This is a genomic window from Paraburkholderia sp. XV (assembly GCF_020177535.1).
In the GTDB taxonomy this organism is placed as follows: domain Bacteria; phylum Pseudomonadota; class Gammaproteobacteria; order Burkholderiales; family Burkholderiaceae; genus Paraburkholderia; species Paraburkholderia caribensis.
In genome coordinates, this window is record NZ_JAGUUD010000029.1 from 1 (window position 1) to 15,856 (window position 15,856).

The 15,856-nt window shown below is 58.9% G+C and carries 4 protein-coding genes and 1 pseudogene; all 5 read right to left on the bottom strand.

The genetic code is table 11. The features are described from left to right. A pseudogene (locus KFO72_RS42555) lies at positions 1-136 on the bottom strand (IS256 family transposase); the annotation flags it as partial. A 296-nt stretch (positions 137-432) separates the two neighbouring features. Beyond that, positions 433-1,617 carry a hypothetical protein gene (locus tag KFO72_RS16380; protein WP_225032576.1) on the bottom strand — a complete coding sequence of 395 codons (1,185 nt, stop codon included), beginning with the start codon at positions 1,615-1,617 and terminating at the stop codon, positions 433-435. Between the two features lies 1 nt (position 1,618). Beyond that, entirely contained in the window at positions 1,619-11,107 is a 9,489-nt protein-coding gene (locus KFO72_RS16385) for an RNaseH domain-containing protein (RefSeq protein WP_225032577.1), read from the bottom strand. After that, positions 11,100-14,444 carry an ATP-binding protein gene (locus KFO72_RS16390; protein WP_225032578.1) on the bottom strand — a complete coding sequence of 1,115 codons (3,345 nt, stop codon included), beginning with the start codon at positions 14,442-14,444 and terminating at the stop codon, positions 11,100-11,102. The genes KFO72_RS16385 and KFO72_RS16390 overlap by 8 nt, the downstream gene beginning before the upstream one ends. Continuing rightward, complete coding sequence (locus tag KFO72_RS16395) at positions 14,437-15,633, bottom strand: hypothetical protein (protein ID WP_225032579.1); 1,197 nt, start codon at positions 15,631-15,633, stop codon at positions 14,437-14,439. The genes KFO72_RS16390 and KFO72_RS16395 overlap by 8 nt, the downstream gene beginning before the upstream one ends. Between the last annotated feature and the right edge of the window lie 223 nt (positions 15,634-15,856).

The window sequence follows — 15,856 nt, forward strand, 5'->3', positions numbered from 1 at the left end:
TCAGATCCTGCACCTCGGTCGGCGTCATCGGCCCCTTGACCAGCTCGTCCAGCAGTGCTTTGGGCAGTTCAGGCAGCGGCCCTCGGGCCGCTGCCTGAGACGCCACCGTGCGTTTCTTCTTCATTGGCATATCCATGACTTTTACCTCTCATGATATGCCTCGCCCACAAAATGACGGATAGGCCCGGCCCTTCTGTCGGCATCTTTCTGCTGTCCTTCGAAAAGATGCTATCCGGCACCGAGACACGAATCAATTCGCAATGGTTATCCCCTAATGCGCCGGAACAAAAACGTTCAAAAGTACCATGTTGACCTAAGCTCCTGACGCGCTACAACCGCATACGATTGCTCCGGCTATACGAGCATCAATTCAGAACTTAGCCCCGTCCGAGGTGACGTCTGCAGCCGTCAGTGCCGCTATTCAACGCCGCCCTAATTGGAAAGAAGGCGATCCATCTCGCGGATCAGTTGTGCTATGTCACCCGGTTTAGGCATCCGGAGATGCGCGATATCGTCCCGCACGGGCTTGGCGAGCCTGCAGACCTGCTCGGCGCAGATTTCGTCCGTCGTAGTTGCTACTAGCTTTCCCAGCTTGCACATTCCGACGATGTTGTTGTACTCGAGTTCGTCCGGATCCATCAGCTTGACGCGGGTCTGGTCGATGGGGCGTGCAACCTTGCCATTGTTCAAGGCAGCTTCCCTCTGCAACTGGCTGCTGAACCGTCGAATGACTGACAGGCGTCGCTCCTCGAGCCAGGGAGTCAATGTCTTTACGCACGCTCGCCAATATCGACGCCTGATCCGGTTGAGTGCGTCGTCGCGGGACTCGGGGTGACCGTGCTCTGCCATGTACGCGTCATTGAGCACGTGGGTTGCCTCAGGTGCTGCATTTGAGCACGTTCGCATCAGCCAGGACCGCGTTCGCCATCGCGACGGCGTGTCGTTCATCAACTGCTGCAAATGAGCGATGATATTGACGAGCTGTGGCTCGCTCATCTGCATGATCCGTTCTGCGAGCTCGACATCGAAGCCAGCGAATTCAGCGACGATAGCCCGCGACAGTTTGGTCGTTCCCGGCCCAGGGCGTGCCAGCATACGGAGGGACACGTACGCGTCCATCTCATCGGCGGAGAGGCCTCCGTCGAACGTGATTACCTGAACGCCCCCTTCCCGCTCGTCCCTCGGCAGCGATTCCTCATGCACGCCCAGCACAAGATGAACATTACCTTCGCCTGTGCCAATTGATCGAAGAAAAGCGCTCCCGTACCGTTCGATGTTCTGAACTCCGGCAGGTCCGTCCGGCATAAGAATAACGGCGCTGCGACGGTCGGCCTGCAGCAGGATCAGTTCGGCTGCCGTCACATGCTTGCGGCCGAAATGAACGCCGACGTCAGCCGCGATGTCAGTACCTCCACTGATTCTGAGCGTAACGATCCGTTCGATATGTCCATGTCTGAGTCCACGCTGAACCCCCTCCCATGTGCCGGGCAAGGTGTCGATGGGAAGGTTGATCCACAGTAGTCGAGAACTCGCCGCTGTCTCTTCGATGCGCGTGACGAAGTCGCATGGTCCTGGCAGATTCCAGTACAGTTCGGGAACGATAGTTGGCCTGTCCATCTTATCTGGCAGTAAGTAACTCGAAGTAAATTTCGGGAACGGTCCAGGTGCCACCAGCGCCTTCCTGAAGAATACCCATCCAGTGGAGGAATTCCATCTCAGCCGACGCCACGCCGACCATGTCACGCACATCGTCCACTTCTGCCGACAGGCGAGGCGCCCCCTTGATTGTTTCGAGGAAGGAGTTCACAACTTCGCGTCGTTCTGGCGCGAATGTCGCCGGGAGATTGATGCGGCGGTAAAACTGTTCCAGATTTTCTCCAAAGGCGCGCTTCGCGAGTTCAGGCGCCCGGAGTGCGTCCTCAACAGTCATGGTCGAGCTGCACACGCGCTGCACTTCCTTGTCGAATCCGCACGATGCCCTGATAAGGGCCGATAGCGCATCGGAGTTTTCGGACACCTCGGAGTTTTCCTGGAGACGGAAGTAGACAGCATCCTCGGTCCACTGTGGCAGCGGGACGACCCGCCAGCCAGCCGTGTCGATTTTTTTCGCCTCGATAGCCTGCGCAAGCTCGAGTGCGCGCTCCGGCAACGCGAGCAGCGCGAAACGAACGTCAAGGTTCTGCTTGGCGGCCTTCTGGGCAGCCTGCACGAAGGCGGGAATGTGAGCGATGTTCCAGGCCGCCGGACGTACTGCGACAATGCGTCTGACAGGGTGCGCTCCTCTGTTTCGGCGCAACGTGACCAGATAGTCATTGGCGGACATCGGCCCAATACCCGGCATCATGGTGTAGACGCCATCCTGGCCGATCTTCCATTCGTCTCTGCCAGCCGGTATGTTCAGTTCAACGATCCCGCTCAGTTCATTTCCTGTGAGCACCAGCAGTTCGCCGTCGGATGAGTCCATGTAACGGCGTACCCAGGCGACAGGGAAAGGAAACGGGATACTGCTTGTGCCGTGGTCCATGGTGACACGTCTCTCGCCGCGGTTACGCGTTTCCTCCGGCGGCTCCTTGGCGAGCTCGTCGAGCTTGTGGGCCACCCGATCGGCATCGCCCATCATCATGGCGATGTTGGGGTTCCGCAGCACATAGCGTGTATTGACCCGCTCCAGCACGTTGAGCTTGATCATTTCCTCCAGCAGGGCTTCATAGACGCCCGGCCCGGCGTTTGCGAAATGGGTAGGTACAAGGGTTTCACAGAGATCGCTGATTTCCGAAATTGTGAGGCCTGCGTAGGGACCGGACGCGCTTTGGGAGTAGTAGACATCCGCAAGCAGCAGCGCGATTGCCTTGTAGCGTTTGTCGAGATTCAGATTCAGTTCGAACTTGTGGCGGAGTTCGCTCAGCAGCGAACTGTCATTCTCGACCGCATCCAGATCGTCTGCCGTGATATACAGCGGCGGCTTTGCATCCTGACGTCGGTTCATCAGCCGATCGACAAGGCTCTTGCAATAAAGCTGGATGAACGCCGGATAAAAATTGCAAACGGACAGGATGCGCAACGGAAGATCTTCTTCACTGTGCGCAAAAAGGAATCCCATGGCCGCCAGCGGCTTTGTGATGAGACGGATGCCGCGCTGGATGTCGGATGCAGAACTGAACGGCTCCAGCGCGATCGTTTCCGCCTTGCCGAGTACCGAGTTTTCCTCGGAGGTCATACGCGTCATGTTGTGGAGGCCCGCAATCACGTACCGGATGTGGCATGCGTGATGAAGGTTTTCGACCATCTGCTGGAGGCTGCGGACGAACCCGACTTCTCCCTTCGCGAGGCGCAGCTCCCTTCCCATCAGTGAATCAGCTTCGTCGATCAGCAGATAGATCGATTTCAGATCAGTTCTGCCCTGCACCTCCTTCTCAATCCAGTCCCTGATCTGCTGCCACTGCGTCGGTTGGCCCGACATCGGGCCAACAATTTTCCGCGAAAGGAGATTCCGGTAAACAAAACTCCATGCCGCATGCACATGATTCGTCGACGAGTCAATTGTATCCATCGAGATATACACCGCGGACATGCCAGGCGTACTTTGCGTCTCAAGTTCGACCTGTGCAAGGAGCGACGATTTCCCGAGGCGGCGCCCACCGTAGAGAACGCCCAGACTCTTCACATCGCGGAGCTTGGCGAGCTCGACCTGACGCCCAAAGAACATCTCTGTTGGCACAGGGCGGCCACCGTAGTCGTCGTACGGATTGGTATTGAAGCTCAGCATGCCGACCCGCATGAGCGCTTGCAGACGCTCGCCCGGATGTAGCGCGACGTATGCCACCAGTTCGTCATCGATCAGCAGCGCTGGCGCCGCGCCGCAAACACGGGCGCGCCGCGTCATGTTCAGACGCGCGCGGGCGAGCACGACGGTCGGCGTCCCGCCAATCTCATGCATGAGCTGCCGTAGACCATTTTCGTTCGAGTGACCGAACATCATGAATCCTTGAATGTGCACAGCCCGCGAGCCAAGCACGGGCGGGATAAACATCTCGTCGTCGGCCGTTGTGGGGAACGTGAACGAACGGTCTGGCAGCATGAAGCGTAAGCGGTTTGTGCGGCCGTGCTCCGGAATCGTCGACGGTGTATGGTTGATCCCCAGAAGATGGAAGACCGTTTCCAGTTGCCTGCTATCGCCCGAGAGCTTCTGGCGGGGGGCCACGAACAGATCCAGCCACGCTCTGACGAGCTTTACAGCCTCCTCACGCTCGTCGCTGGAAAGCGCCGTCATCCATTCCGGATCGTCGTCTGTAGCCGGTTGCTCAAGTGCCACACACAATGCCTCCAGTGGGGACTTGTTGCTGTGGACCGACTGATGGACCCGGGTCATGAACTGGTCGTAGTCCGACGCTACGTCCGCGCGGCCTCCAAGACGGACCGGGAGCTTGTGCGTGGCCTTGAGAAGCGCGAGTGCATCGTGAGCCGTGCGCAGGTTTGCTGCGTTGTCCGACTGCAGCATGGCTCGGATGCGCTGGATATCCTGGGAAGATGCAAGTCCCCGGTTTGCCTCAGCATATCCGTTGAGATCTTCTTCCAGCCGTCGGGCGACTTCGTTCAGTCGGGCCGCCAGCGGCATCAGGACACGATGACGCAACACAGCTGCCGCCTGTGGAAAGTCTGCATAGATAACGCCGTCTGCCAGGGGGTGACCGATGCCCTTCTCCGGGCGTAGTGAGTCCTGCATTGCTTCGATCACGCGTTGCATGCTGTTGGCCTCATTCTGTGTCAAGGCAGACAGCGTCATCGCATGCGTGACACGTTGTCGGGCCCTTTGCAGTTCTGCGCTGAACGCGGTTTTTCGCTGGTTATAGTGCTGAAGTACGGGCGCGTCGCCAGCAGAGAGCATCGAGCGCGGGAGGCATGAGTCAATGTGGAAGGCGGGAATGTAGCGCTGCGCTGCAAGGTGTTGACGAAGCGCTTCCTTCAACGCCTCATCGATACTGTCGCCGTCAGCACCAATAGATAGTCCTTCACCAGCCCATCGCCCGGTTTCTTCAAGGATCGCCGCGGGTACACAGAGTGCCGGCGTGTGCTCGTCAACCGGGGCGAGCACGGGCATGAGATCGCGCCCAAGCGGCGCCTGAATGAGCAACTTCTGCTTTTCCTGCGGAATACACGCAGGGGCTTGATTGTTGTCATACAGACGCAATGCACACTTGATCGCCGAGATAGCGGCATCACGATAGAACGCTTCCAGGTGTCCCCGGGTTGCAATCGCGGTGATTTCGGGCAGCGAGTCCTCAAGATGTCGGTGCAGTGCGGCGAGAAAGCTCAGCGTACTTTTGACAAGCTCGACGTTCGGATTTTCCTGACGCCGGGCGTGATCAAGATAACTCTCGATGAATCTTCTAGTGACTTCGATGTTTTCGATCGCCCGAGACCTGAAAAGGCCATCGGGGCGGGTACGTTCGCCGAGTTTGCGAAAAATTTCATCGACCATTGCCGCCGGCTTATCCATCTTGCGGCGAACTTCTTCGTAGCATGCAGTCACCTTGTCCGGCGCGCCTTTGGCTATACTCTCAAGACATGAGCCAATCGGACTGCGCGCACTGAACATCTCCTCATGCATCGCCTTGAATCCGCGATGGTTCCAGCTCGAGTAAATCTCGGGTGCTGTCTTCCAGGTCGTGGCCCTGTGCTGAAAGCGCTGCAGTTCGTGCTTCAACGCTTCTTTATCGCCAATCTGCGAAACGAGGAACATATCCCGGGTCAGTTGCAGGCCGCGCTGGCGGATCGTGTCAATATGTTCTATAAGCGCCCTGAGCCGGGGATGACCGGTCAGCGGAGCGCTGATCGCATGGCCAATGTTCCACTGGATGTCTGAACTGTCAAAAAGCATGCTCGAGAGGCCGGCAGCTAGCACGCCAAGCGCGACCGATGCTGAATCGGTGAGGCTGCTGCCTGTCAGCGACTGCGTGATGAGCATCTCCTTGAGGGCCGGGTCAAGCCGTGTTTCGAACTCGAACTGGCAGTCCATCCTGTACAGCGACTCGATCAGCGCATGTAGTACAACGTAGTGGGTATTGGTCTCGGCGGCTGCCACCTCTCCAAGAACCGGCTTCATTGCCTCCACGTGCACGGTAGCAAGACCATAGAGCCGTCGTCCGACAAGGCGTTGCAAGACGCCCGAGTGCTTCTCGACGAATTGATGCGCAGTTTCCAGCTCTTCATCGAGTTCGTCTGACGCCTGCTCGTTTGCGCCCGCAACGGCGTCTGGCACGTCGGGATTGGCGATCGTCACAGGTACTGCATCGTCGCCTGACCGGGGCTGGTCGGCATGTTTCGACAAACCGTCCGCTATGGCAGTATCATTTTCATGTATCGGCGAAAGTCCATCCGTAACGCTTTCGTCACCTGCGTCACTGCCACGCTGCTCCGGTACAGGTATGTCGTGCCGGACCGCCGGCTCAACCAGCATGGCCTCCGCCAGACCGGTCTCAGCGACGCCGGGAAAAGTTGGCTCTGTTACCTCTGCTGCCTGCTTAGGTTCGTCGGTCTCAGGCAACGCCGGGAGCGCGTGTGCCGACTGAGCCATGATGTGCTCTATCACCGCGGCGGCTGCGCTTACGTCCCCCTCGGCCTCGCTCGAAGCTTCGATAACATCGTCTGTCGCCATCGTAAAGCAGGGGCTTTGAAGAACAAGCGCTTTCAGTTCTTCGGCGCTCTTCACCATCGAATCGACAGTTTCTGACAAGATCCGGTTGCGCTTCTGTCGCTCGGCGAGCACGGGCGTGGCAGGCATGCCCTCGATCTTCTTCATCTGTGAATCGAGGGCCTCAATGTCGCCGACAAGCGCGTCGATGCGCGCGACGCTGTCTTCGGCGACGTCCATATCCTCGGGATCCTCTACACAGCTCACCGCGCCCAACCCGAGCTGCAGTTCGAGCGGCTTTATCTTGGACAGGAGAAGCTGACAACGTTCTAGTAGCGCAACACGACGCTCTCGCGCCTGTTGGGCGGCGCTGTTACGTTCGAGCGCTCGGCGGTGCATCAATTCAAGTGCGGTAAGGAACTCGTTGATCTCGGCAACGGCCTGCGCAAACTCGCTCGTGCCAAGTTCGAGCCTCTGAACCTGCATTGCCATCCTTGACCTGATGTTCAGGAAGATGACGTCGTCGGGTGAATTCCCATCTTTCATCGAGGTATCGGCCGCCTCAGTATTGATGTGTGCCATCTGTGTCTCCGGTACCTGCGCCGGCGCAGGATCTGGCTGTTGCAGCAAACCACCCTGCTCGCTATCTGTGTGTGGCTTCCGCATGTCCTCGTCTGCAGACGTGTTTGCGGGCAGTGAGTCCTCTTTTGCGTCAACAGACACCCTGCCCTCAGTCGCTGCAAGGCTGTCAACAGTTGGCTGCATCTCAGGCTTGGGGCGACGCCTGAGGATGGTCTGGAACTTGTTCAGATGGTCACACTGCGCAATGGCATCGTTCACCGCGGATGCGACGTCGAGGTAATACTTCAGCGACTCCTCGGTCAACGGGCCGGGAATATCAGTGATGTTTTCGATCACTGCATCGCGCCAGTCACCGATGGGATACTGGGCTACCTGGAAAATCAGCCAGCCCATCAGCTCGTCATGACGCGTCTGCTGTGCCCATCGGGCTAGCTGTTCGAGCACTGTCGGGTTGAGGGAGTAGCCAAGAACCTGTTCCTCGGCGGGGCGACCAGGGTTATATGCAGTCTCGATGAGTTCGTGCAAACGCCTGAACGACAGCCCCCCGATGACGTCAGAGGCTGGCGCGAGCGCCATGGCTGACTGGGGCACCTGGAGCAGCGCGCCCATCCAGTCAAGCAATTCACCTTCGCGAGGCATGGGAGCGAGCTTCCTGACCACGCCCATATCGCGAAGCGCCTTCCAGTAAGAAGCGGCTTTCCTGCGGACTGTCGTGTTGAATTCTCCGAATATGCCTTTCGTCTTTATCCAGTATGGCAACTCGACACGAACGCGCACCCCGGCGTCCTGATACATCATGCGTTGCCCGAGCCGACGAATTCTCAGATCTTTAGATCCGTGCAACGTCGGCATCGGCGTCAGCTTGACGCTTGTCAGGAGATCGGTCTCGTTGCTCGTGGCCGCCGCCCGGTTGACCTCCGGAAGTTCCACCTCGTCCTGCGCCGCAAGACTGTCGGTCTTCTCTGAGTTTTCGATGAGACGCGAGAGATAAGTCTGCGCCCCTGGCGACTCATTCTTCTCGTCCGGTGCATCGCCGCCGTCAGGCGGCGATGCCTCATTCGACGGCGGCGGATCGTCGTCCTCGTCCTCAGGAAAGCGGATCACATAGTCTTCGATCTTGCGGCGGAAGAACAGCGGCGCGGGCAGCGTTGTCCAGTCATCGTAGTGGGCGTAGCCAATGCGCAGTCCCATAACCAGCATGGCGACGTTGCGCGCCGTCACGCTCTGGGGCGTTCGCAGTACCGTGATTTCCATACTGGCAGGCAGCGACGCATCCCATGCGGCAGGATCCAGCATTTTCTGCGAGTACTCCTTCGCGCCTTTCCCGATCTGCTGCATGCGCGGGGTCGCGCGATAGCAGGAAAGACCGCGTTTTACCTGAACTGTCTTCGCATAGCCCATCGTCGCCATGAAATGACCATAGCCACGCTCGATAGCCGAGCTATCTTCCGACAGTTCAACGAGTGATTTGCCCGTGCTGTAATAGGCATCGATAAATGTCTCGCCCGAATGCGTCCGCTCGTCACTGTTTAGCCACCCCTCGTAGGTCACTTTCACCTCCGAGCGCAGCGACAACGTGTCGGCACCGCGACGCAGCCGCACGAAGCTCATGTGCTTGAAATGAGCAAGATCAGCGGTTCCCAGCCTTACTGTGCCCCCCGTCGTCAAATCGGTGTCGCGAATTCCGCGCCATAGGCCCGCTACGCTCTGCCAGTCGATCAGTACCACAGCACATGGGTCCGTCTCGTGGATCGAAAGCAGCGTTTCTCTGGTCGCATCCTCGAAGACGCCTTTCAGCCAGCGGTCATCTCCTGCGTGCAACTGCCGCTGGCTGCCCAGCCACTGCAGGCCGGCCGACAGCGGCTTCCATTCGGACCGTTGCGTGCCCTTGCCTCCCTTGTAGATAAACTGAACCTCAGTCACTCCGGTATCAATCACGAGGCGCGTGTTCAGCAGGAAGGTGAAGCCGGCCTCTCCGCTTCCAAATCTGGCGCGCGAACGTATGGCCTGCAGACCGTAGATACACCGCGGCATATGCTCCGGCGAAAAAAGCTGGGCGACGAATTCGCGGGTGCCGAAAATGATCCCCGAGTGCGCGAGAAAGACGTCCAGGAGCGCGCTTTGAGTGCGGTGAAGGAATGCCTGTTCGGCGGCCGGATCATCAGGTGCCTCGATGGGCAACAGGTGGTGAACGTTCGCACCGATCGAAGACATCGCATGAATGCCGGCGTAATAGTTGACACCGTCCTCGTTGCGCTGCCGGTACTTGTCTGGGGCGCAGATAAGCGCGATTACGGGTCGCGTGCCACTGACCTGCCTGATGGTTGTCGTCGCCACCTGCCAGCGTTTTACACGCTCGTCAAAACGTCCACGAGCATTCAGGTTCACACCGTCCAGATCAGCGCGCAGACCGTGGGTACCAACGGGCAGCGCTTCAAGCTTTATTTCTACGGCGTCACCGAAAAGCGTTCGGACCGAGTTGGCAATGATTTCCTGCTCGCGTGGGAGGTCGCACAATACCCATAATATCGGCTTGATATCGCCGTGAGAGAGCTTCAGCGCCCGGATGTTCTGTTCGCGGTAGTCTGCGATCGACGTGATGCGCTCGGTAGTACCTTCGTCGCCCGACTCATCGTCGTCTACATCGACTTCTTCCGCATCAGAGCCGGACACGAGCGAATCACCGGCAGCACCGAATTCGAGGTCCGTCAGGCGCAACATCTCCTGCAGTGGTCGCTTTTTTCGATTGATTGCGATTTCTCGCAAGCCGATAGGACGCGGTGCGAGTGCATAGCCGACGATTTCGCTAACAGTCTCCAGCAGTCGCGCTTCGTCGCCCTCGAAGACCGTCCGAGGAGAAACAAACTTGAAGAGCGTCGGCAGTTCGGGGAGGCCTGCCCACCAGCCGTTGCGCTCGTCGAACTCCCTCCGACGCACTGCTTCCTCAAGCGTATCGGGCAGCGCGGAGCCCGACTCGATCTGCGCCGCTGCGTAACCTTCGCCGAACTCCCAGCCACTTTTTGTTCGCTCTACGGCTACCATGACCGCGGGTCGTCCAGAGGCCAATACATATCCCGTGACACGCCTTGGCATCTTGCCATGGGCAAACGGCACCTTCTTCGCCCACACTCTTTTCATAGCGGAGACGCCCAGGAAAAGGTCGCGGCTGTATGGCATGGTACTGACCGTCAGTCGCGCGGCCATCGAGAAGACATCGTCACCCCGGGTTGCGCGTTGCGGCATTGACATCAGTTCGATCGCGTTGGATCGGCTCTCCGGACTGGCCACCAGTTCACATGCGCCTAGCCCTTCGAAGAGTTCTTCGCCCATCAGGCTGCCACCGATGATGCGAACGATGAGCGGAAAATCGGGCTGTCCGTCAGTCGTGCGGACTAACGGGGCCTCGATTTCGCTAGGCACAATCAGTTCCGGCCGGATGGTGGCTTTCATGCGAGACGCAAGCGTGCCCATCTTGTGCCGTTCCGCCCAGGGCTCAACCTCATTCATGAGCCAGCGGCTGAGATAGCGCGCGATGCGATCACGTGTGGCGCTGTAATTTCCGTCCTCACTGAGGTCTGGGAGCATCACTATCGCGCTACTGCGTCGGCCGTTTGCGTCGGGGAGCAGTCCGAGATCACGGTCAAGACGTATGATCTTGTCAAGCCCCGCCGTGAGCGCAGTGCGAAGCGACGTCACTGGCAGGTTCTTTTTCTCCTGCTTCGCTGACGTGAGAATCGCGGAAAAGCTGTTGAAGAGCTCACCAGAAAAGGAAAACTCGACCAGCGAAACCGTCTGCTTCAGCCATTCGGGCGAGATCTTGCGACCGATAAGCATCGGTGCACGCACGGTATGGCCGCCTACGCGGGTCCATGTGATTGTTTTTTCTTCAGACATGCTGACGATCGTTCAATAGGTTTTCGATTGCGCCCATGGGCACGGAGAAAGACTGGTAAAGATTCTGATAGCTCTCGCGCACGGCGGGATCGCGATGCGCGAGACACTTTGCGAGTATCGTCTGCATCATCACAAGCATAGAGGTTCGCTCGTTGTCGGGCATTCCTCTGGCAGAATTGGGCGCCCAGGCAGCATCCACGAAGTACACGAAGGCCGGGCAGTCACCACGCATCGCTCTGCCGATCGTCTGCAGAATCATGATCATCTGGTCCGCCACAAACGGCTCCGCGTACTCCCCCAATCTTTGCGCAACAAGTTGCATTCGCAACAGATATTCAATCGTCGAGGACGTCCGGCGCCTTGCCTCGCGCAGCGCGCCCAGCGCCTCCTGCGTGGTGGCGAACTCGCGGCGGTCAAACGTTTCTGAAGCCCTTCCGACGAGTCCCTGGATCAGTTGCAGGCTGTCGCCGCGGGGATGTGGCCGGGTGAGAAAAAAGAGCGACCCGATCATCGCCTTGTCGACCCGGCGGCCGAAGCGGTACACGATGTTTACGCCTCGCCCAATCGCGCTCATGGGGAAGATCAGCAGATCCCAGTTTTCGTCTTCCCCTAGACTTTCGACCTCCGAGGCAGTGACGGCGGCATCGTGAAGCGATCCGTGAATCTTGGGTTGCACGAGGTAGCGCACGCGGCCGCGCCACGACGGATGATTCGCGTAGATGTGATCAAAAAGCTGCTCGCACTGTTCATACGAGTTGACGACGAAGGCCGCCTTGCGACCCGTCCCGTTGACGACATCGTTGTTCACGATAGCCTGCTCGACGTCGGAAAGTACGCCATGACGAAGCAACTGATCGACTATCGTCTTAAGGATGCGCTCCCGCTGCAGCAGCTTCGCGCCGCTGAAGCGCAACGGAAGCTGGGTCTGCGGATCGAGCTTCGGAAGGAAGCAGTATCTCGATTTCTCCCAGCCGCTGCCCGCGTTCGGACGACGCAGGACGTAATGCGGTCCGACGCCGACGTGAAAGCTCGGACTCTGCTCAAGCAGCGAGGTCGCACTGGTCAGGAGTACGGCCATGCCATCGCCACGCTCCTTGCCAAGTTCGATCATGCGCTGGGGCAGCAGGCGTGGGGTTCCGGCAAATCCGACGTGAGAGACGTCTACATTACCTTCTTCACTGACGGTGTAGCGTATGCCGCTAAGGCGACCGATCAGTGATTCGGGCAGAACGCCGAGCTGGTCGCGTGAACAACGCGTTTCGAAGACGTTATCGCTTACCAGCCCCATTGTGTTCATCAGGCGCAGGTGGGGAGCAAGGCCAAAGTGCTGAAGCACGAGCAGCGTAACCGAGACGAGAAGCGTCGTATAACAGTAGAAGGTTTCATCGTCGTGACTAGACGGCAGACCGGGTACTGTGCGCAGCACTTTCGCGATGGAACGGACGGCAGCCTCGTTGCCATCACGTTCCCACACTTCAATCGCATGAAGCAACCGGTCATACAGGTCCCGGACCGTTTCCGTGCTCTGACAGGTGGCCTTTGCCGCTTCATCTAGGGTGCGGGCGAGGTCACTCATGCTCTCATCGTCGTCACCGTGAAGCGGCGTATGGCGAAATGCTACAACCTTGACGGCCGCGTCGAATACACCCTCAAACGCCCGCCGTGCCTCCACATACACATCCCTTCTCGCGTCGTCCCAGTCGTCGTCAACCGCGAACATGTCCGAGATGATTGACAGCGACGTCAACAGTACGTTCGCGTGGGCTTTGCGAAAACCAGGAGGGAGATGCAGCAGATGGGACACAAGTCTTTCCGTCGCACGCCCGAAGCGACCGGTCATCTCCAGCAGTGAGGGCACAGTAACGCCGGCCACAAACGCATTGTTTCCGCGCGCAGCGGGATCGTGCAGATCGCGGATGAGCGTACTCCAGAGCGAATCGTAGTCGCCTGACAGCTTGAGCATAGGCGTGCCGCGCCCGTCGAGATTGGTCTGGGCGCCGTCGCACTCGTCGACAACGAGCACATCAAAGGTCCGCGCCAGATACTCGAAGTGTCTGACTTCCGCATCAGTATAAAGTGGAGAAACGCGGCGGTCCGTCGAGAGGATGTGGCCTGCCCAGATCGTTGCGCCACCGAGCATCCGCTCACCGTGTTGCAGGCCACACACGGACGAAAGGGCGCATCGGTGCCGACGCACACGCTTTCCTGTTTCCGGACGTTGCATCACCTGGAAGCACGGCGGGTTGGTGTGCGGAAACTCTATGTCTTCATCGCTGGCAAAGCCCGCAAGGGCGCAGTTTGTCGCGAAGAAGGGCGCAATCTCGCGCGTGACGCCATAACCGTGGTTCTGATTTGCCAGCGCGGTTGCAAAGTTGAGCACGTGTTTGGTGCGTGCTGTTTCGCTCTGCCCTGAAAGAAGTCCGGCTGGAACCTCATAGCGGGACAGGGTTTCGATAAAGCCGCTCGCTACTTCGATAGAAGGGAAGAGAAAGCAGACGGAATAGCCCTGCGCTGACAGGTATCCCGCCAGTAAATACAGAAGCGTAGTCTTCCCGGCGCCTGGAAGACCAATCAGATGCTTTAGTCCCGTCAGGTCAATGCCCTGGGCATTCACCAGCCCCCCGTTGCCTGGTTCCATGAGGACTGCCGTCGGGATTCCTTGGGCGTCGTGCAGGCGGTTAAACCAGCGCCGCTCAGATGGCTGCTGGCGCTCCGCCGTGACGTCGACGTCGTCGAATCGTCGCGCGATCGCGATGAGGTCTTCCCACCGCACCAGGCCCGGAGCTGTACCTACCCGCTCCAGGTCGTACATTGGAGGAGCGGGGGGCGTAAATCCAAGCGGAGCGATGAGACCCGCATATCCCTGCTCGGCGTCGATCTCCGCCCCCCTGTCGGGAGCATGAACGGGAGGACGTGCTCGCAGACGCAACGGCCTGATAGAGGTCAGGCATGCCAGCGCGACCGTAATGTCTTCGGGAACGAGATGCGTCCAGGTTCGACTGATATTGAGGTTCTCATCGATCCGATATCGCTGCGGCGGTTCGTCCTTGAGAGTTTCATCGCCCCGGGACTTGCGCAGTTCGACCTGACGATAATGCTGCCGGTAGGCATCTGCCATCAGATGTAGCTCACTCAGCGTGCCTGGCGCGATGCCAGCGAGCCTGATATTTCGCAGCGCGAGGGCAACATCTTCACTGAGCGTGTTCGTTACGCTCTCAAACCCCGCGGCGAGAGCCGGCATCGCCGCCAGACTGCTCTGTTCCAGCAGTTCGGATGCGATGATGCACAGATAGTTCAGGCGGTTGACCCCGCTGAACGGCTGCAAGGGTTCACGCATAGCCCGATTCCTTTGAGCGGAGTCTGGCAAGCGCCTGACTGACGGTCAGGCAGGTGACGTCATCCCGGCCCATGGCCCGACTGAGCCGGTCCAAATACGAGGGCATGGATGCGGCCTGCCAGTCCGGCACGACAAGCAGGCGCTGCGGGTAGTAAGCGAGGCCGCCTATGCTGCGTCTAAACTTTTGACCGAGTGTCTCCGGGCTGACATATGCTTTGAGATCTATGCCTGTATCGCCCACAGCGATGTCGACACGGTCACGAAACGGATAAAGTTCGGCCGGTAGTCCGCTTGCTCGGAGAGCATCGTAAAGTCGGAGTTCGTCGATTCCCGGCTCAACCCAGTACTGCCGGATACCGCGTGCGACACGCATTACGGAACTGGCGGCGACGGATCGCGATGAACGCGCGGCATGACTCGCAACACACGCCGCCGTACGACATACGAGCGCGGCTCGCCCCTTCTTCATTGCGTTTCCGCAATGATCACAGATGGGAACAGTCCCGTCGATGCACCACCCTGTTGGCACGGCCTCGTAAAACTCCCGCTGGATAATCATCCACAAGCGGGCCGGCACCTCATCCGTCAATCCGACCTTAAACTCGTCAAGGTTGCACACAGGATTGCGAACGACGAACTCGCGCACCTTGGTGTAGTAAGTGTTGGCCTGCCCTTCGGGATGACGACTGAGTACATCCACGAACCTGGCGAATAACTGTTCCTCGATCGCAGCCGTCATGCCGGTGAACCCCGCTGCCAGTTCCTCGGCTTCTGCTGTCGGAATGCCGTCGTCCGCGTGAATCAGCACCGTGTGATTCAGTCCGGCTTGCACGACCTCGGGAAGCGTCAACCATTCGCCCAATGGACGGGTGCACAGTGCCAGAAGATCATGGATTTCTGCGCCATGGTCGGGAAGACCCTGGACAAGGCAGGCTCTCGAGATGGCACTCATGGCCCGGCGGTCGTCGGGCCCCAGGCCGACCGGAGAGCCGTGCGTGCGACTGGTTCCGGATACCATTTTCCCCTCAAAGAGGGACATTCTGGCCAAGCGCACGACTAGCGCGGCCAGGCTGGCGATCAACAGGCCGTTGTTCGCCGATTCATGAAAGCCTGGCTCATCGCCGTGTTGTGGTGCACCTGCATGCATTGCCTGCCGCATTCCTGCGGCACTCTCGGAGACATCGCGCATGGTTCTCTAGCGTCGCCCGCCCTCTCGCTGTGCCTGTTCGGTCACGGCCTGGACGCACGGCACATTTATCGTTGTTGTCGGGCAGCGTACACTTTCTGCACGCCAATATACCGACTCCAACGCGCCAGTCAAGGCCACGGACACACATGCCAGTAACTGTTTGCATGGGCGCTGTCCATCGCAATCTGGCCCACCGACTTACTGTTGTTTTCGACAGGTTGCA